Raw genomic sequence first — 18,041 nt, 5'->3', positions numbered from 1 at the left:
CGCACGCGGGTTAAGGGATGATGGGGGTCGTGACTGAGGAGACAACCGACTCGACCGAGACGGAGGTGCAGCAGCCGGTGGAGCCCGCGGCGCCGCGCCGCCGACTGGGACTGCTGCTGTCGGTGGCTGCGGTGGTGCTGACGGTCGACGTCGTCACCAAGGTGCTGGCGGTGAAGTTACTCACGCCGGGCCAGCCGGTGTCGATCATCGGCGACACCGTGACATGGACTCTGGTCCGCAATTCCGGCGCCGCGTTCTCGATGGCCACCGGTTACACCTGGGTGCTGACGCTGATCGCCAGCTCGGTGGTGCTCGGCATCATCTGGATGTCGCGCCGCCTGGTCTCGCCGTGGTGGGCGATCGGGCTCGGGATGATCCTCGGCGGCGCACTGGGCAACCTGGTGGACCGGTTCTTCCGGGCGCCGGGGCATCTGCAGGGGCACGTGGTGGATTTCCTGTCGATCGGCTGGTGGCCGGTGTTCAACGTCGCCGACCCCGCGGTGGTGGGCGGTGCGATTCTGCTGGTGGCGCTGTCGGTGTTCGGCTTCGACTTCGACGCGGTGGGCCGCCGCGCCGGTGGCGGCGAGCAGGCCTGAGTCGGCTGTGACGGAACGATCGATGCCGGTCCCGGAGGGCCTGGCCGGAATGCGCGTCGACGCCGGGCTGGCCCGCCTGCTGGGCCTGTCGCGGAACGTCGTGGCCACCCTGGCCGAGAACGGCGACGTGGAGCTCGACGGCGTGGCCGCGGGCAAGTCGGATCGGCTGGTCGCCGGTGCGTGGTTGCAGGTCCGGCTGCCCGAGGCGCCCCCGCCGCTGCAAAACACCCCCGCCGAGGTCGAGGGTATGACGATCCTGTACTCCGACGCCGACATCGTCGCCGTCGACAAGCCCGCCGGGGTCGCCGCGCACGCGTCGGTGGGCTGGACCGGGCCCACGGTGCTGGGCGGACTGGCCGCCGCGGGCTATCGGATCACCACCTCCGGGGTTCCGGAGCGGCAGGGGATCGTGCACCGTCTGGACGTCGGAACCTCCGGGGTGATGGTGGTGGCGATCTCCGAACGGGCCTATACCGCACTCAAACGAGCGTTCAAGGCCCGCACGGTCGACAAGCGCTATCACGCGCTGGTGCAGGGCCACCCGGACCCCTCCAGCGGCACCATCGACGCCCCGATCGGCCGCCATCACGGGCCGGACTGGAAATTCGCCGTCACCGCCGACGGCCGGCACAGCATCACCCACTACGACACGGTGGAGGCCTTCGTCGCCGCCAGCCTGCTCGACGTGCACCTGGAGACCGGCCGCACCCATCAGATCCGGGTGCACTTCTCGGCGTTACGGCATCCGTGCTGCGGTGACCTGACCTACGGGGCCGACCCGACGCTGGCGCGCAAACTGGGCCTGGAACGGCAGTGGCTGCACGCCCGATCGCTGTCTTTCGCGCACCCCGGCGACGGCCGGAACATCGAGATCACCAGCGAATACCCGGCCGACCTGCAGCACGCCCTGGACGTCCTGCGGCGCTGACGGCTGCGCCTGGCAGTCCCGACGTGCCGGCTACGCCTGCGCCTCGCCCTCGGCCGGCTTGGCCTTCGGCGGCCGGATCTTGAAGGAGATGCGCAGCTTGGTGCGGTAGACGATCCCGCCCTTGTCGTCGAGGGTGAGGTCCTGCTCGACGACCTGGGCGACCCGGATGTCGTCGATGGTCTGCTTGGCACGGTGCACCGCTTCGGCCGCGGCGTTCTCCCAGGACGACGGGCTGGTCCCGATGATGTCGATCACCCGGTACACGCTCATGTATGACTCTCCTCCGCTTCAGTGCGAACCTCAACGTAGTGCACACCGGCGGCCGCTGTCCCGGGAAACGACGGGGCGAGAGACACGGCTCACGACACGCCGGACTGCGTCAGTGGTCGGCCATAGACTGGCGGTCCTATGGACAGTTCATCGTCGCGGTCCTTCGTGCACCTGCATAACCACACCGAGTACTCCATGCTCGACGGCGCGGCGAAGATCGCCCCGATGCTGGCCGAGGCGCAGCGCCTCGAGATGCCTGCGATCGGGATGACCGACCACGGAAACATGTTCGGCGCCAGCGAGTTCTACAACGCGGCGACCAAGGTCGGGATCAAGCCGATCATCGGGGTGGAGGCTTACATCGCCCCGGGGTCACGGTTCGACACCCGCCGGGTGCACTGGGGCGATCCCGGCCAGAAGAGCGACGACGTCTCCGGCGGCGGCGCCTACACACACCTGACCATGGTCGCCGAGAACGCCACCGGTCTGCGCAACCTGTTCCGGCTCACCTCACTGGCCTCCTTCGAGGGCCAGCTCGGCAAGTGGGCGCGGATGGACGCCGAGATCATCGCCGAGCACGCCGAGGGCATCATCGCCACCACCGGCTGCCCGTCCGGGGAGGTGCAGACCCGGCTGCGGCTGGGGCAGGACCGCGAAGCGCTTGAGGCGGCGGCGAAATGGCGAGAGATCTTCGGCGCGCAGAACTACTTCCTGGAGGTGATGGACCACGGCCTGTCCATCGAGCGCCGGGTACGCGAAGGTCTGCTGGAGGTCGGCCGCAAACTCGGCATTCCGACGCTGGCCACCAACGACTGCCACTACGTCACCCGTGAGGCCGCCGGCAACCACGAAGCCCTGCTGTGCGTCCAAACCGGAAAGACCCTGTCGGATCCCACCCGGTTCAAGTTCGACGGCGACGGCTACTACCTGAAGTCGGCCGCCGAGATGCGCGCGCTGTGGGACCACGAGCTGCCCGAGGCCTGTGACTCCACCCTGCTGATCGCCGAGCGCGTGCAGTCCTACGCCGACGTCTGGGCCCCGCGCGACCGGATGCCGGTGTTCCCGGTTCCCGAGGGCCACGACCAGGGTTCCTGGCTGCGGCATGAGGTGCAGGCCGGTCTGCAGCGCCGGTTCCCGGCCGGCGTACCGCAGGAGTACACCGATCGGGCGTCTTATGAGATCGACGTCATCTGCGGCAAGGGCTTCCCGTCGTACTTCCTGATCGTGGCGGACCTGATCAATTACGCGCGCTCGATCAACATCTGGGTGGGCCCGGGCCGCGGATCGGCTGCCGGGTCGCTGGTGGCTTACGCGCTGGGCATCACCAACATCGACCCGATTCCGCACGGGCTGCTCTTCGAACGCTTCCTCAACCCGGAACGGCCGTCGGCCCCCGATATCGACATCGACTTCGACGACCGCCGCCGCGGCGAGATGGTGCGCTACGCCGCTGAGCGGTGGGGTAGTGACCGGGTGGCCCAGGTGATCACCTTCGGCACCATTAAAACCAAAGCGGCGCTGAAGGACTCGGCCCGCGTCCACTACGGCCAACCTGGCTATGCAATCGCCGACCGGATCACCAAGGCGCTGCCGCCGCCGATCATGGCCAAGGACATTCCGCTGTCGGGTATCACCGACCCGAACCATGAGCGGTACAAGGAGGCCGCCGAGGTTCGGGCCTTGATCGATACCGATCCCGACGTGCGCACCATCTACGAGACGGCGCGCGGTCTGGAAGGCCTGGTCCGCAACGCCGGCGTGCATGCCTGCGCGGTGATCATGAGCTCCGAGCCGCTGATCGACGCGATCCCGTTGTGGAAGCGCCCGCAGGACGGCGCCATCATCACCGGCTGGGACTACCCGTCGTGTGAAGAAATCGGCCTGCTGAAGATGGACTTCCTGGGCCTGCGCAACCTGACGATCATCGGCGACTGTCTGGAGAACATCAAAGCCAACCGGGGCATCGATCTGGACTTGGACACCCTGCCGTTCGATGATCCCGCGACCTATGAACTGCTGGGGCGCGGCGATACCCTGGGGGTGTTCCAGCTCGACGGTGGCCCGATGCGTGACCTGCTGCGCCGTATGCAGCCCACCGAGTTCAACGACATCGTCGCGGTGCTGGCGCTCTACCGGCCCGGTCCGATGGGCATGAACGCCCACAACGACTACGCCGACCGCAAGAACAACCGTCAGGTCATCAAGCCCATTCACCCCGAGCTCGAGGAGCCGCTGCGCAGCATCCTGTCGGAGACCTATGGCCTGATCGTCTACCAAGAGCAGATCATGTTCATCGCCCAGAAGGTCGCCTCCTACACGATGGGCAAAGCCGATGCGCTGCGTAAAGCCATGGGCAAGAAGAAGCTCGAAGTGCTCGAAGCCGAGTACAAAGGCTTCTATGAGGGGATGACGGCCAACGGGTTCTCCGAGAAGGCCGTGAAAGCGTTGTGGGACACCATCCTTCCGTTCGCCGGGTACGCGTTCAACAAGTCGCATGCGGCCGCCTACGGACTAGTGTCGTACTGGACGGCCTATCTGAAGGCGAACTATCCGGCCGAATACATGGCCGGGTTGTTGACATCGGTCGGTGACGACAAGGACAAGGCCGCGGTGTACCTGGCCGACTGCCGGCGGCTGGGAATCACCGTGTTGCCGCCGGACGTCAACGAGTCCGAGCTGAACTTCGCCTCGGTGGGCGAAGACATCCGCTACGGGCTGGGTGCAGTACGCAACGTCGGCGCCAACGTCGTCAGCTCCCTGATCGCGACCCGGAATCACAAGGGCCGCTTCATCGACTTCTCCGACTACCTCAACAAGATCGATATCGCGGCGTGCAACAAGAAGGTCACCGAATCCTTGATCAAGGCCGGTGCCTTCGACTCGCTGGGGCACCCCCGCAAGGGGCTGTTCCTGGTGCACACCGACGCGGTGGACTCGGTGCTGGGCACCAAAAAGGCCGAGGCGGTGGGCCAGTTCGACCTGTTCGGTGGGGGAGACGGCGAAAACACCGGCGCCGACGCCGTTTTCGGTATCAAAGTGCCCGACGAGGAGTGGGCCGACAAGCACAAGCTGGCCCTGGAGCGAGAGATGCTCGGACTCTACGTCTCCGGGCACCCGCTCAACGGCATAGCGCACCTGCTGGCCGCCCAGGTCGACACCCAGATCCCGGCCATCCTGGAGGGGGACGTCGCCGCCGATACCCAAGTGCGGGTCGGCGGCATCCTGGCCTCGGTGAACCGTCGCGTCAACAAGAACGGACTGCCCTGGGCCTCGGCGCAATTGGAGGATCTCACCGGCGGCATCGAGGTGATGTTCTTTCCGCAGACCTACTCCGCTTACGGGGCAGAGGTCGCCGACGACGCGGTGGTGCTGGTCAGCGGCAAGGTGAATATCCGTGACGACCGGATCTCGCTGATCGCCAACGAGCTGGTGGTGCCCGACTTCTCCGCCAATGCCGCCGACCGGCCGTTGGCGGTCAGCCTCCCCACGCGGCAGTGCACCCTGGACAAAGTCAGCGCGCTCAAGCAGGTGCTGACCCGGCATCCCGGCACGGCGCAGGTACAGCTGCGGCTCATCAGCGGCGAGCGCATCACCGTACTGGAGCTGGATCCGTCGCTGCGGGTGACGCCGTCCTCGGCGCTGATGGGCGATCTCAAGGCGCTGCTGGGCCCCGGTTGCCTGGGCGGCTGACCGGCGCAGCGCAACAGCGGTAGCGGGTCGTGCAGCCCTGCCCGGCGCGCAGGCCTGCCGGCGGAGGTTCGGCAAGTCTTGGCCGGAAAGTCCCCGGCTGTGAGGAAATTTGATGCTTTACCCAAGAGTGCTATTAGCATAGGATATCAATGCTGTAACACAATCGTAATGTTCAACGCTGTCGAGCCGCAGGCCGGTATGAGCGCACAGGGAGGTCCTCATGGGTGGTTCGGGTCGTCTTCTCAATCTGCTCGGGATCGGCGCTGCGGCCGTGTTCGCCGCCCTGATCCTTCCGACGGCGACCGCTAAGGCGGCAGGCGACCCGTTCCTCGACGGAGGGACCTATGAGACGTGCAACGAAGCCGTCTGCATGGTGATGGGTGATCTGCGCGACGGCGACTGGACCTACCAGGGCGTGCGTCCGTTCATTACCGACTGGAAGGGCGACCAGCCCTACACCATCTCCTACACCGACGGTGAGAACGCGATCGATGTGGGGACCTACACCGTCAAGATCGAGGACTTCTGGAACGTCTTCTACTCCACCTCGGCCTATCAGTTCAGCGAGTTCGTCGCCAACCCTGACCTGCCCGAGGGCTTCGACCTGGGTGTGCTGGGCGATTACGGCTATCTGTCCGGAAGCTCGATCTACCAGATCAACATCGGTGACTTCACCAACTTGACCATCAACGGCGTGGGGCCGCACGACCTGAACTACTGGGTGATGTCCGCCGGCGACTTCGGCTACACGGTGGTGACCGACCCCATCAACTTCGCCTCCGCGGCCTACCTGTCGATCGGCGACGACGACCTGTTCCTGTGGAACAGTCTCTTCCACCCGTGGGTGCCCGAGGTGCCGGACTATCTGATCCCGGCGGATCCGTTCACCGACCTCGATTTCGACCCGGGCGATTACCTCGGCTCGTCGCTGGCGACGTTCTAGAACGCCCTGCTCAGAACTTGTAGCGCAGCACCCGTGCCCGGCCGGCGGCGGACTTGAACCGCCCGGCCAGCCGGGTCAGGGTGCGGGCGGGCTCGGGAAACGAATCCACCTCGGTTGCATGTGCCAAGCAGGCCTGCTCGACCAGGCGCAGGCGCGGCTCCCACCGCTGCGGAGTGCGCGGGTCGGTGAAGCCCGGATTGGCCCACACCTGGCGCAGCAGAGCGAACATTCCGCGCGGTGCCAGCCGCATGCCCAGCGAGCTGAGTGCCCCGACCCGGCCGTAGTCGTTGAACGCCAGCTCGCCGCTGCCGAAGTGGTCGATCACCTGGCCGATCAGCGCGATCACCTGCGGCTCGGTGAGGAATGCGAACAATCCGTCGGCGATCACCATGGTGGGCCGTCCCGCCGGGATGCCCGCCGCCCAGTCCCCGCCGGTCAGATCGGCGGCCACGGCGTGCTCGCCCGGCTGCGCCGGCACGATTTCGTTGCGCAGCGCGATCACGCGCGGCAGGTCGATGCTGTACCAGCCCACGCCGGCCGGCGGCTGCACCCGGGCCAACGGTTCGTTGAGCCCGGCGCCCAGGTCGACCACCACCGCGTCGGGGTGGGCAGCGGTATACCGACGGACCCGCTCGTCGAGCATCTTGGCCCGCAGCGCCGTCTGGCGCACCACACTGGGCGGAATCCGCAACGCGGCGAAGTCGTAGTCGATCTGCCCGACAACCCGCTCGGAGAACGCATCACCCAGGATCGGGGCGGCGGCCCGGCAGTCGAGTGCACGCGCAGAGGCGGTCAGGAACGCGGTCTGCTCCACCGGGCTGAACTCGGAGACGGTTGTCGGCATGGGCCCACCGTAAGCGATACCCGCCGCCGGGATGCGTAAGAGCAATGTCGCGCCCGGGCCCCGCGTCGGCGCTAACTTCGACGCCATGGACACATTGCGGGCCGCCACGCTGGTGGTGTCGGCAGACGGCATGCTCGGCGCGATCACGCTGAACCGCCCGGACCAGCTCAACCCGCTGAGCCCGGTGACCCTGCAGGAGTTGGTGGCCGCCGCGCACTGGTTCGACGCCCGGCCGGCGGTGAAGGTGGTGATCGTTGCCGGCGCCGGCCGCGCGTTCTGCGCCGGGGCCGACCTGGCTGCGTTCGCCGCCGCCGCCCACGACGGCGCGGCCCTGCGGGAGGCCGCCGACGCCGGCCGGCGGATGGCGGATGCCGTCGAGGCGATGCGGGCGGTGACGGTGGCCCGGCTGCACGGACACTGCGTGGGCGGTGGGGTAGTGCTGGCGGCGTGCTGCGATCTGCGGGTGGCGGCCGAAGGCACGCGCTTCTCGATTCCGGAGGTGGACCTGGGCATTCCGCTGGCCTGGGGCGGAATTCCGCGGTTGGTCCGCGAGATCGGTCCCGCGCTCACCAAGGAACTGGTGATGACCTGCCGGCCGCTGGATGCCGCCGAGGCCAAGGAAATCGGATTCCTCAATCGCGTCGTGCCCCAGGCCGATCTGGACGCCGCGGTACACGCGTTGGCCGGCCAGTTGACCGGCAAGTCCGCACTCACCCTCGGTGGCACCAAAAGGCAGGTCAACGCCGTGACGGAGGGCATGGTGGGGACCATGCGCAGCTGGAACGATGCCGATGCGCTGGTCACCGCCCTGCAGGACCCCGAATCGCGGGCCGCGGCCGCGGCCTATCTGGAACGGACCACCCACCGTGGGAGCGGGCTCACTGCTGGGTAAGCGCCAGCATCAGCCAGGCCACGGTGCACACGCCCGCGGCGGTCAGCACGGCGGCGGCGGCGCTGGAGGTGAGCGAGCCCACCACCACCAGGGCCAGAAACCCGAGAGCCAGCGCGACCAGTTTGTAAGTGGGCCAGGGCACGCCGGCGATCGCCACGTGATCTCTGGAATGCCCGCTTGCCATGGTTTTAACGGTAGCTGACAACCAAAAGTTCGGCCAGGCGAACTCCACGATGCGGCGTTAGGCTGTGGCACATGCCGTTGAGCGGAGAATATGCGCCCAGCCCGTGGGCCTGGTCGCGTGAGAACGCCGAGAAGTACATGGCGTCGGGGGGAACCGAGGGCACCGAGATGAAGGGCAAACCGGTGGTGTTGCTGACGACGGTCGGCGCCAAGTCGGGCAAGCTGCGCAAGATCCCGCTGATGCGGGTGGAGCACGAAGGTCAGTACGCCATCGTCGCCTCGCTGGGCGGCGCGCCGAAGAATCCGGTCTGGTACTACAACGTCGCCGCGAATCCGCGGGTCGAGCTGCAGGACGGGCCGGTCACCGGGGACTACGAAGCCCGCGAGGTCTTCGGCGAGGAAAAGGCGCGGTGGTGGGAGCGTGCCGTCGACGCATTTCCCTACTACGCCGAGTATCAGGAGAAGACCGACCGGCAGATCCCGGTTTTCGTGCTGACCCCAGTGGGCTGAACCCGCTGCTGGGTGACACCATATTGCGGTGTCCGCCGAACCACGCCGCCGCCGAGCCAGCTCCCGCCCCGGTCCGTTGACCGCGGCCGACATCGACGCGGCGGCTGAGCGGATCGCCGGCGTGGTCGCAGCCACTCCGCTGCAGCGCAACGACCGGCTCTCCGCACTGACCGGTGCCGAGGTGTACCTCAAGCGCGAAGACCTGCAGTCGGTGCGTTCCTACAAGCTGCGCGGCGCCTACAACCTGCTGGTCCAGCTCAGTGACGCCGAGCTGGCCGCCGGGGTGGTGTGCTCGTCGGCCGGCAATCACGCCCAGGGCTTCGCCTACGCCTGCCGGTCGCTGGGAGTGCACGGCCGGGTGTACGTGCCGGCCAAGACCCCCAAGCAGAAGCGGGACCGCATCCGCTACCACGGCGGCGACTTCATCGAGTTGATCGTCGGCGGCGCCACCTACGAGCTGGCCGCCGAGGCGGCCCTGGCCGATGTGGCTCGCACCGGGGCCACGCTGGTTCCGCCCTACGACGATCTGCGGACCATGGCCGGTCAGGGCACCATCGCGGTGGAGATCCTCGACCAGCTCGGCCGCGAGCCGGATCTGGTGGTGGTGCCGGTGGGCGGCGGTGGATGCATCTCGGGCATCACCACCTACCTGGCGGAGCGGACCGCCACCAGTGCCGTGCTGGGCGTGGAACCGGCCGGCGCCGCCTCGATGATGGCGGCGCTGTCCGCGGGGGAGCTGGTGAGCCTGGATCATGTCGACCAGTTCGTCGACGGCGCGGCCGTCCGGCGGGCCGGGGCGTTGCCCTTCTCGGTGCTGTCCGGAGCCGGCGACATGGTGTCGGTGACCGCCGTCGACGAAGGCGCGGTCTGCACCGCGATGCTCGACCTGTACCAGAACGAGGGGATCATCGCCGAACCCGCGGGCGCCCTGTCGGTGGCCGGCCTGCTGGAGGCCGAGGTCACGCCCGGCTCGACGGTGGTCTGCCTGATCTCCGGCGGCAACAACGACGTCTCGCGGTACGGCGAGATCCTGGAACGCTCCCTGGTGCACCTGGGCCTCAAGCACTACTTTCTGGTCGACTTCCCGCAGGAACCGGGCGCTTTGCGGCGTTTCCTCGACCAGATCCTGGGGCCCGGCGACGACATCACGCTGTTCGAGTACGTCAAACGCAACAACCGCGAGACCGGTGAGGCTCTGGTCGGGGTGCAGTTGGGGTCGTCTGCCGATCTCGAAGGGCTGCTGGAGCGCATGCGCACCTCGGAGATCCACGTCGAGCCGCTCGAGCCCGGCTCACCGGCCTACCGCTACCTGCTGTAAAGCTCACCGGCTCTTACGCAGGACGGTCAACGAGCGTCCCGGCACCGTCAGGGCCGTACCGGCGTCGACCACCAGCTCGGTGCTGCCGGCCGGATGAGCGGTGTCGATCACCGCGGCCCACACCTGCGCGTAGTCGGCGTTGGGCGTGACGAACTCCACGGGTTCCTCGGCGGCGTTGAAACACAGCAGAAAGGAGTCGTCGACGATCCGCGCACCGCGCGCGTCCGGCTCCGGCAGTGCCTCGCCGTTGAGGAAAACCATGACGCACCTACCGAACTCGCTACCCCAGTCCTGCTGGGTCATCTCATGGCCGGCCGGGGTGAGCCAGGCGATGTCGCGCACCTCGTCGCCGCCGCGGATCGGCCTGCCCTCGAAGAACCGGCGCCTGCGGAAAACCGGGTGCGCGGTGCGCAGCGCGGTCATGGCTCGGGTGAACGCCACCTGATCGGCGTTGCGCTCGAGCAGAGTCCAGTCCATCCAGGACAGTTCGGAGTCCTGGCAGTAGACGTTGTTGTTGCCGCGTTGGGAGCGGCCCATCTCGTCGCCGTGCGCGATCATCGGGGTGCCCTGGCTGATCAGCAGGGTCGCCATGATGTTGCGGGCCTGGTGGGCCCGCAGCGCCAGGATGGCCGGATCGTCGGTCGGGCCTTCGACGCCGCAGTTCCACGACCGATTGTGACTCTCGCCGTCGCGGTTGTCCTCGCCGTTGGCTTCGTTGTGTTTCTCGTTGTAGGACACCAGGTCTGCCAGCGTGAACCCGTCGTGGCAGGTGACGAAGTTGATGCTGGCGCTGGGACGGCGCCCGGTGGCCTCGTACAGGTCTGAGGAGCCGGTGAGCCGGGAGGCGAACTCGCCGAGCGTCTCGGGCTCGCCGCGCCAGTAGTCGCGCACGGTGTCCCGGTACTTGCCGTTCCATTCCGTCCACAACCCGGGGAAGTTGCCCACCTGGTAGCCGCCCTCGCCGACATCCCAGGGCTCCGCGATGAGCTTCACCTGACTGACCACCGGGTCCTGCTGCACCAGATCGAAGAAAGCGGACAGTCGGTCGACGTCGTGCAGCTCGCGCGCCAGGGTCGAGGCCAGGTCGAAGCGGAAGCCGTCGACGTGCATCTCGGTCACCCAATAGCGCAGCGAGTCCATGATCAGCTGCAGGGTGTGGGGATGGCGGGCATTGAGACTGTTGCCGGTTCCGGTGTAGTCGGTGTAGTGCCGCAGATCGGCTTCGTCGAGCCGGTAGTAGGCGGCGTTGTCGATACCGCGGAAGTTGAGCGTGGGCCCCAAGTGGTTGCCCTCGGCGGTGTGGTTGTAGACCACGTCGAGGATCACCTCGATGCCCGCCTCGTGGAACGAGCGCACCATCGCCTTGAATTCGGCGACCGCACTGCCGGGCCGCCGGTTGGCTGCGTACTCGTTGTGCGGCGCAAAGAACCCGAAGGTGTTGTATCCCCAGTAGTTCCGCAGTCCCAGCTCCAGCAGTCGCTGGTCGTGCAGGAACTGGTGGACCGGCATCAGTTCGATGGCCGTGACGTTCAGCGACTTGAGGTGGTCCACGATCACCGGGTGCGCCAGTCCGGCGTAGGTGCCGCGCAGCTCCGGCGGGATGCCCGGGTGCGTCTGCGTCATGCCTTTGACGTGCGCCTCGTAGATGATGGTCTGGTGGTAGGGGGTGCGCGGTGACCGATCGTTCGCCCAGTCGAAGAACGGGTTGATCACGACGCTCGTCATGGTGTGGCCCAGCGAGTCCAGTCCGGGCGCAGGGCGCTCGCCGTCGGGGTCGGACAGGTCGTAGGAGAACAGCTCGGGACCGAAGTCGAACGCGCCGTGAAAGGCCTTCCCGTACGGGTCCAGCAGCAGCTTGCCCGGATCGCAGCGCTGACCCGCGGACGGGTTGAAAGGTCCGTGTACCCGGAAACCGTAGTGCTGGCCGGGACCGATTCCGGGTAGGTAGGCGTGCCAGACATAGCCGTCCACCTCGTCGAGGCAGATCCGGGTCTCGGTGTGATCGCGGTCGTCGACCAGGCACAGCTCCACCCGTTCGGCCACTTCGGAGAACAGCGCGAAGTTGGTGCCGGCACCGTCGTACACCGCGCCGAGGGGGTAGCTGCTTCCGGGCCAGACTGCCGGCGCGGACACAGTGGGCTCGGGGCCCGGCTCAGCCGGCGACATCGCTTGACCTTATCCGCTCTCCCCGCATACGCCGCCGAGCGCGGCCGGGTTCACCACCAGCCGGTGGCCTCGCCCATCTGACGACCGAGCTCTCCGGTCATGGTGCGCATGTAGGTGGCCGACAGGTGGTGCGAGTCGTGGTAGACCAGCACGTTGCCCTCGACGGCGCGGCAGATCTCCTTGTCGCAGACGGCGTCGGAGAGGTCCAGCGGCTTGAGCAGCGGGAATTTGCCGACGAAGTCCAGGGTGGGGTTGCGCTCGACGAGGACCTCCGAGCGTTTCACCCCGCAGGAGTCCGCGTCACCGCCCGACGCCAGGCAGTCCGCCGGTTTGAACGGCTCGCCGTCGTGCAACAGCCACGGGGTGTCACGGACACCTAGGATCGGAATATTGTTGTCCGACAACTGCTTCCAGATCCCGATGTAGGTGGCGGGCATGACATCGCCCGGCTTGATGTTCCAGGGCCGGGTGGCGGTGGTGAACACGAAGTCGGGCCGGTCGGCGATCAACTTGTCCATGGTCTTGCGCACCCAGTCGTAGCACTGCGGGTAGGGCGCGTTGTTGCCCATGATCAGCGGAACCTTCTCGGTGGACAGCGGACAGCCCATCTTGAGGTAGGTGACCACCTTGAAGTGGTGGCGCTGGCCCAGGATGTCCAGGGCCGGCAGCCAGTGTTCGGCGTGCGATCCGCCGGCGAGCGCGACGGTGCGAGTCGCCTCGGGATCCCCGTAGGTGCAGTTGATCAGGTCCGGATTGGTGAACGTGCTGATACAACCGTCCCGGGTGGACCGTGGCAGGTCCTTCTTGGCCTCCAGGATGGTGGGCCGCATCCGCAGCTTGGGCACCCGCTTGTGCTTGAGCAGCGCGCGAGCGCCGGGGTAGTCGTCCTTGCTGAGCTTGACCAGTTCGGTGCCGCTGGCCCGTTGGACGGTGACGTGCTCGCGCCAGGAGAACGATGTCGCCGTCAACGCGACTCCCAGCAACACCACCGTCGAGCCCAGCACCATCGTGGGACGGCGCCACCAGCCGGCCGCAGGCCTGCGCCAGCGGGGCCGCACCACCGGTGCCGGGTCGGCGCTGACCGGGTTGCGGTAGCGCAGCGGGTCCTCGACGAACCGGGTGGTCAGGTAGGCCAGCACCGCCGACAGCGCCAGGATCACCGCGCCGTCGAGCAGGCCGGCATCGCGGTTTCCGCTGTAGGACAGCCAGAAGATCAGCAGCGGCCAGTGCCACAGGTACAGCGAGTAGGCCATCGACCCCAGGGTCACCAGTGGCGCCGAGGCCAGCCACCGGTTGGGCCAGGGCAGTTTGGCGGCGGTGCTCGGCTGGGCGGCCCGGTTGGCGCCGGCCAGGATGAACGCCACCGTGGCGCCCACCGGCACCAGTGCCCACGGGCCGGGGAACTCCCGGACTCCCTCGATCAGCGCTCCACAGCTCAAGATGGCGGCCAGCGCGACGGTGGCGACCACGTTGCGCAGCCACATCGGCCAGCGAATGTAGGGGACCAGCGCCCCGGCCAGCACGCCGATCAGCAGCTCCCAGGCGCGGGCGAAACTGTTGTAGTAGGCCAGGGTCTGGTTGGCCTGGTGCGCGACGATCGCATACCAGAACGAGGCCACCGTCAGTGCGGTGATCAACACGACGAACGCGGCCCGCAGACGGCTGCCCAGCACCCGCCTGAGCAGGTAGGCGAAGCCGAAGACCAGCAGCAGGAAGCTGAGGTAGAACTGGCCCTGCACCGACATGGACCAGATGTGCTGCAGCGGGCTCACGGCCTCGCCGGCCTGCAGGTAGTCCGCGGCGCTGCGCGCCAGTTCCCAGTTCTGGTAGTACCCCAGGCTGGCCAGGCTCTGATCGGCGAAGGTCTCCCAGCGGGTCTGCGGCTGGATGAGGATGGTCAGCACGGCGCAGGCGGCCAGCACCACCACCAGCGCGGGCAGCAGTCGGCGGACCAGCCGGATCAGCTCGGGGATCGGCGACAGCGACGAACCGGGCTTGACGGCGACCCGCAGCAGCTTTCCGCCGAAGAAGAAGCCCGAGAGCGCCAGGAAGACGTCGACCCCGCCGGAGACCCGGCCGAACCAGACGTGAAAGATCGCGACCAAGGCGATGGCGACGCCCCGCAGACCGTCGAGGTCGTGACGGTAGAAGCCCGCTTTGCGGTTGCCCATCGTGACGGCCGGCCCAGGGGTGCGAACCGGCCCCGCGGCAGATCCCGCGACAGGAGTTACCGCCGGTCGGGAGGGAGACAGGGCAATCATGATCGCCCGATAATCTACCTAATCGTCCTGGGGAAACCGCACTCCGCGCGTTGTGATGTCCATCGAGTGGGTTGTGCTGCCCCCCGGGAGCCTCAGCCGAGCACCCGGGTCAGGTACGGGACCATGTTGGTGGTGCGGGCCGGGGAGACCGTCACGGCGGGGCTGGTGCCCTCGATCATCTGGTTGTTGCCCAGGTACAGCGCGACGCTCTGCGAGCCACCCGGGCCGTAGCACAGCAGGTCGCCGGGGCGGGCCTGCGCAGGCGGCACCTTCTGGCCGACACTGCACTGCTCGCCGGAGGTGCGGGGCATCTTGATGCCGGCACCGGCGAACGCGTACTGGATCAGGCCTGAGGCGTCGAAGCCGACGGTGGTGGTGTCTGCGAAGTCGTCACTGGGAGCCGACGTGGTGCCCGGCAGGCCCGCGGTGGTGCTGCCGGTCGCGAGTGGACCGGTGGGCAGGGCGCGGCCGGTGAGGTCGGTCAGCGCACTGCGGGTGGTGGCGGCCCGGGCGCGGGCGCTGTTGGTGGGCCCGTTGATGTCGCCGCCGCCGTAGACGAAGGGCACTCCGCGCTGCGACAGGGCCCGCTGGATCACCCGCTCGATGAGCTGGTTCTGGGTGGTCTGTGAAAGCGGGTCGGCGTAGGCCGGCGCCGCACCCGTCGCCGGGGCCAGGGCCGCCGCCAGTGCGATCGCGGTAGCGCAGACGCGTTTCATCGGAGCAACCCCCAATTCCTCGGGCCGGTATTCACGGCAGTATCACTAATCACTTCTGTCACAGAGGTTACCTGCCGCATAGGCATGTGCAGCGGTCGTGGGAGAGAAATTGCGCAACCTGTGACCCAACGGTTACGCCGCCGGCCAGTACTGTCGTCAGGCATGTCCGCGTTGACTCCCGACCAGATCAGCGCCATCGACGCCGCCCATCTTTGGCACCCGTACAGCACTATCGGCGCCGAGACCCTACGGCCGGCGGTGGTGCTGGGCGCCCGCGGCGCGTATCTGACGCTGGCCGGCGACGACGCGGGACACGACGTGCTCGACGCGATGAGTTCCTGGTGGGCGGCGATCCACGGCCACGGCCACCCTGCCCTGGATGCCGCGGCCTCCGCACAGCTGGCCACCATGAGCCACGTGATGTTCGGCGGGCTCACTCATGAGCCCGCCGCCCGGTTGGGCAAGCTGCTGGTCGAGATCACCCCGGCCGGGCTGGACACGGTGTTCTTCTCCGATTCCGGGTCGGTGTCGGTGGAAGTCGCGGTCAAGATGGCGTTGCAGTACTGGCGCGCGCGCGGCCGCCCGGCCAAACACCGGCTGATGACCTGGCGCGGTGGTTACCACGGGGACACCTTCACCCCGATGAGCATCTGTGACCCCGCTGGCGGCATGCACTCGCTGTGGCGCGACGTCCTGGCGGACCAGGTGTTCGCCCCACAGGTGCCGCGGCACTACGACCCGGCCTACAGCGCCGCCTTTGAGGCCCGACTGGAACAGCACCGCGACGAGGTGGCTGCGGTGGTCGTCGAGCCGGTGGTGCAGGGCGCCGGCGGAATGCGGTTCCACGATCCGCGCTACCTGACCGATCTGCGGGACGCCTGCACGCGCCAGGGCGTACTGCTGATCTTCGACGAGATCGCCACCGGTTTCGGCCGCACCGGCGAACTGTTCGCCGCCGACCATGCCGGGGTCAGCCCCGACATCATGTGTGTGGGCAAGGCGCTGACCGGCGGCTACCTCAGCCTGGCCGCAACGCTGTGCAGCGCGGAGGTCGCCCACACCATCAGCAGTGGCGAGGCCGGCGCCCTGATGCACGGCCCGACGTTCATGGCCAACCCGCTGGCGTGCGCAGTCTCGGTCGCCAGCACCGAACTGTTGTTGAGCCAGGACTGGCGAGCGGCGGTCGCCGGGATCGGGGCCGGGCTGACCGACGCCCTGGACCCCGCACGGCAGCTGCCCGGCGTCGCCGACGTGCGGGTCCGCGGCGCCATCGGGGTCATCGAATGCCGGCAACCGGTGGACCTGGCCGTCGCCACGCCGGTCGCCCTGGAGCACGGGGTGTGGCTGCGGCCCTTCCGCAACCTGGTCTACGCGATGCCGCCGTATGTGTGTACGCCTGACGAGATCGCCCGCATCGGCGGCGCGATGGTGGCCGTGGCGCATGCCTTAGCCTGAACGGTGTTCAAGTCGCCTCGAGACAGCACAGGGAGCACCGCGTGACCCGCACCGATCTGTCACCACTGGCCTGGCTGGCCGAGGTGGCGAAGCGGCGCCGGAAGGACGGCCTGCGGCGTTCCCTGCGGGTGCGGCCCGTCGTCGCGACCGAGCTGGACCTGGCGTCCAACGACTACCTGGGCCTGGCCACGCACCCCGCCGTCATCGCCGGCGGCATCGAGGCCCTGCAGACCTGGGGCGGCGGCGCCGGCGGATCCCGGCTGGTGACGGGCAACACCGAACTTCATCAGCGCTTCGAGCAGCAGTTAGCCGACTTCGTGGGCGCGCCCGCCGGGCTGGTCTTCTCGTCGGGCTACACCGCCAACCTGGGCGCGGTGGTCAGCCTGTCCGGCCCGGGCGCACTGGTGGTGTCCGACGCCTACTGCCACGCCTCGCTGGTCGACGCGTGCCGGCTGTCCCGGTCCCGGGTCGTGGTCACCGAGCACCGCGACGTCGACGCTGTGGCCGCCGCGCTGGCCTCGCGCGCCGAAGACCGCGCCGTGGTCCTGACCGAGTCGGTGTTCAGCACCGACGGAGCGCTGGCCCCGCTGCGGCAGCTGCACGAGGTATGCCGCCGCTACGGTGCGCTGCTGATCGTCGACGAGGCGCACGCGCTGGGGGTGCGCGGCACGGGCGGCCGCGGGCTGGTGCACGAATCCGGGCTGGCCGCCGCACCCGACATCGTGATCACCACGACCTTGTCCAAGGCGCTGGGCAGCCAGGGCGGGGCGGTGCTCGGGCCGGTGGAGGTGCGTGACCACCTGATCGACACGGCCCGCTCGTTCATCTTCGACACCGGTCTGGCCCCGGCGGCACTCGGTTCGGCCTCGGCCGCCCTGGACGTGCTGATCGCCGAGCCGTCGCGCGCCACCGACGTGCTGCGGCACGCCGCCGTGCTGGCCGAGATCTGCGAGGTGGGCCCGCAGCCGGAATCCGCCGTGGTCTCGGTCGTTTTGGGCGACCCGGAGGTGGCGGTGGCGGCAGCGGCCGCGTGCCTGGATGCCGGCGTGCGGGTGGGCTGCTTCCGGCCGCCGACCGTGCCGGCCGGCACCTCGCGGCTGCGGTTGACCGCGCGGGCGTCGCTGACCGGTGCCGATCTGGAGCTGGCCCGGCGGGTGCTGCAGGATGTCCTGCGCGATCACCCCGCCGTGGCGTCATCATGACGGTGCTGGTCATCACCGGCACGGGCACCGGGGTGGGCAAGACGATCGCCACCGCGGCACTGGCCTG

Annotated in this window: 15 protein-coding genes and 1 pseudogene; 10 read left to right on the top strand and 6 right to left on the bottom strand. The window is 68.3% G+C overall.

The features are described from left to right. The first annotated feature begins 17 nt into the window (after positions 1-17). Positions 18-596 (top strand): signal peptidase II, encoded by a 579-nt coding sequence (lspA, locus tag LI92_RS07225; protein WP_046317532.1) that lies wholly within the window; start codon positions 18-20, stop codon positions 594-596. A 7-nt stretch (positions 597-603) separates the two neighbouring features. After that, positions 604-1,524 (top strand): RluA family pseudouridine synthase, encoded by a 921-nt coding sequence (locus tag LI92_RS07220; RefSeq protein ID WP_046317530.1) that lies wholly within the window; start codon positions 604-606, stop codon positions 1,522-1,524. A gap of 30 nt (positions 1,525-1,554) precedes the next feature. On the opposite strand, the gene LI92_RS07215 is transcribed toward LI92_RS07220, so the two are convergent. Next, positions 1,555-1,794, bottom strand: a complete 240-nt coding sequence (locus LI92_RS07215) for a dodecin family protein (RefSeq protein WP_046317528.1) — start codon at positions 1,792-1,794, stop codon at positions 1,555-1,557. A 138-nt stretch (positions 1,795-1,932) separates the two neighbouring features. On the opposite strand from LI92_RS07215, the gene dnaE reads away from it, so the two are divergent. Both dnaE and LI92_RS07205 read left to right on the top strand, forming a co-directional pair. Next, positions 1,933-5,484, top strand: a complete 3,552-nt coding sequence (gene dnaE / locus LI92_RS07210) for a DNA polymerase III subunit alpha (RefSeq protein WP_046317526.1) — start codon at positions 1,933-1,935, stop codon at positions 5,482-5,484. Positions 5,485-5,704: 220 nt separating this feature from the next. Further along, complete coding sequence (locus LI92_RS07205; RefSeq protein WP_046317524.1) at positions 5,705-6,427, top strand: hypothetical protein; 723 nt, start codon at positions 5,705-5,707, stop codon at positions 6,425-6,427. Between the two features lie 10 nt (positions 6,428-6,437). Here the strand turns inward: LI92_RS07205 and LI92_RS07200 are convergent, their stop codons facing one another. Further along, positions 6,438-7,271 (bottom strand): class I SAM-dependent methyltransferase, encoded by an 834-nt coding sequence (locus tag LI92_RS07200; RefSeq protein ID WP_046317522.1) that lies wholly within the window; start codon positions 7,269-7,271, stop codon positions 6,438-6,440. A gap of 31 nt (positions 7,272-7,302) precedes the next feature. On the opposite strand from LI92_RS07200, the gene LI92_RS07195 reads away from it, so the two are divergent. Continuing rightward, positions 7,303-8,163: an enoyl-CoA hydratase/isomerase family protein gene (locus LI92_RS07195; RefSeq protein ID WP_286134912.1), complete on the top strand. Its 861-nt coding sequence runs from the start codon at positions 7,303-7,305 to the stop codon at positions 8,161-8,163. Here the strand turns inward: LI92_RS07195 and LI92_RS07190 are convergent. Then, positions 8,150-8,347 (bottom strand): hypothetical protein, encoded by a 198-nt coding sequence (locus LI92_RS07190; RefSeq protein WP_046317517.1) that lies wholly within the window; start codon positions 8,345-8,347, stop codon positions 8,150-8,152. The two genes, LI92_RS07195 and LI92_RS07190, sit on opposite strands and share 14 nt — an antisense overlap. A gap of 71 nt (positions 8,348-8,418) precedes the next feature. Here LI92_RS07190 and LI92_RS07185 point away from each other — a divergent pair, with 71 nt between their 5' ends. Together LI92_RS07185 and ilvA are read left to right on the top strand one after the other, a co-directional pair. Next, entirely contained in the window at positions 8,419-8,856 is a 438-nt protein-coding gene (locus LI92_RS07185; RefSeq protein WP_046317514.1) for a nitroreductase family deazaflavin-dependent oxidoreductase, read from the top strand. Positions 8,857-8,884: 28 nt separating this feature from the next. After that, positions 8,885-10,174, top strand: a complete 1,290-nt coding sequence (gene ilvA, locus LI92_RS07180; RefSeq protein WP_046317512.1) for a threonine ammonia-lyase IlvA — start codon at positions 8,885-8,887, stop codon at positions 10,172-10,174. A gap of 3 nt (positions 10,175-10,177) precedes the next feature. Here ilvA and glgX read toward each other — a convergent pair whose 3' ends face one another. From glgX to ripD, 3 genes are all read right to left on the bottom strand, one after another. Beyond that, on the bottom strand, positions 10,178-12,340 hold the full coding sequence (glgX, locus tag LI92_RS07175; RefSeq protein ID WP_046317511.1) for a glycogen debranching protein GlgX: 2,163 nt from the start codon (positions 12,338-12,340) through the stop codon (positions 10,178-10,180). Positions 12,341-12,390: 50 nt separating this feature from the next. After that, positions 12,391-14,601, bottom strand: a complete 2,211-nt coding sequence (gene sucT / locus LI92_RS07170) for an acetyltransferase SucT (protein WP_192829998.1) — start codon at positions 14,599-14,601, stop codon at positions 12,391-12,393. A gap of 92 nt (positions 14,602-14,693) precedes the next feature. Then, positions 14,694-15,317, bottom strand: a complete 624-nt coding sequence (gene ripD, locus LI92_RS07165; RefSeq protein ID WP_046317507.1) for an NlpC/P60 family peptidoglycan-binding protein RipD — start codon at positions 15,315-15,317, stop codon at positions 14,694-14,696. Positions 15,318-15,479: 162 nt separating this feature from the next. On the opposite strand from ripD, the gene LI92_RS07160 reads away from it, so the two are divergent. The 3 genes and pseudogenes from LI92_RS07160 to LI92_RS24600 form a co-directional block, all read left to right on the top strand. Further along, positions 15,480-16,772 carry an adenosylmethionine--8-amino-7-oxononanoate transaminase gene (locus LI92_RS07160; RefSeq protein ID WP_152665370.1) on the top strand — a complete coding sequence of 431 codons (1,293 nt, stop codon included), beginning with the start codon at positions 15,480-15,482 and terminating at the stop codon, positions 16,770-16,772. A gap of 41 nt (positions 16,773-16,813) precedes the next feature. Next, positions 16,814-17,974 carry an 8-amino-7-oxononanoate synthase gene (locus LI92_RS07155; RefSeq protein ID WP_046317505.1) on the top strand — a complete coding sequence of 387 codons (1,161 nt, stop codon included), beginning with the start codon at positions 16,814-16,816 and terminating at the stop codon, positions 17,972-17,974. Further along, positions 17,971-18,041: pseudogene (locus tag LI92_RS24600) on the top strand (dethiobiotin synthase); the annotation flags it as partial. The gene LI92_RS07155 and the pseudogene LI92_RS24600, both read left to right, overlap by 4 nt.

The organism is Mycobacterium sp. UM_Kg1 (assembly GCF_000972925.1).
GTDB classification, from domain to species: Bacteria; Actinomycetota; Actinomycetes; order Mycobacteriales; family Mycobacteriaceae; genus Mycobacterium; species Mycobacterium hiberniae.
This window is presented reverse-complemented; position numbering and strand designations above follow the sequence as displayed.

What these genes read in the sequence shown, in the direction of transcription:
- LI92_RS07195 (WP_286134912.1), top strand. Translation starts at nt 7,303, where the DNA reads ATGCGTAAGAGCAATGTCGCGCCCGGGCCCCGCGTCGGCGCTAACTTC.
- lspA (WP_046317532.1), top strand. Translation starts at nt 18, where the DNA reads ATGATGGGGGTCGTGACTGAGGAGACAACCGACTCGACCGAGACGGAG.
- LI92_RS07185 (WP_046317514.1), top strand. Translation starts at nt 8,419, where the DNA reads ATGCCGTTGAGCGGAGAATATGCGCCCAGCCCGTGGGCCTGGTCGCGT.
- sucT (WP_192829998.1), bottom strand. Translation starts at nt 14,601, where the DNA reads ATGATTGCCCTGTCTCCCTCCCGACCGGCGGTAACTCCTGTCGCGGGA.
- dnaE (WP_046317526.1), top strand. Translation starts at nt 1,933, where the DNA reads ATGGACAGTTCATCGTCGCGGTCCTTCGTGCACCTGCATAACCACACC.
- LI92_RS07190 (WP_046317517.1), bottom strand. Translation starts at nt 8,347, where the DNA reads ATGGCAAGCGGGCATTCCAGAGATCACGTGGCGATCGCCGGCGTGCCC.
- LI92_RS07200 (WP_046317522.1), bottom strand. Translation starts at nt 7,271, where the DNA reads ATGCCGACAACCGTCTCCGAGTTCAGCCCGGTGGAGCAGACCGCGTTC.
- LI92_RS07160 (WP_152665370.1), top strand. Translation starts at nt 15,480, where the DNA reads ATGTCCGCGTTGACTCCCGACCAGATCAGCGCCATCGACGCCGCCCAT.
- glgX (WP_046317511.1), bottom strand. Translation starts at nt 12,340, where the DNA reads ATGTCGCCGGCTGAGCCGGGCCCCGAGCCCACTGTGTCCGCGCCGGCA.
- ripD (WP_046317507.1), bottom strand. Translation starts at nt 15,317, where the DNA reads ATGAAACGCGTCTGCGCTACCGCGATCGCACTGGCGGCGGCCCTGGCC.
- LI92_RS07205 (WP_046317524.1), top strand. Translation starts at nt 5,705, where the DNA reads ATGGGTGGTTCGGGTCGTCTTCTCAATCTGCTCGGGATCGGCGCTGCG.
- LI92_RS07215 (WP_046317528.1), bottom strand. Translation starts at nt 1,794, where the DNA reads ATGAGCGTGTACCGGGTGATCGACATCATCGGGACCAGCCCGTCGTCC.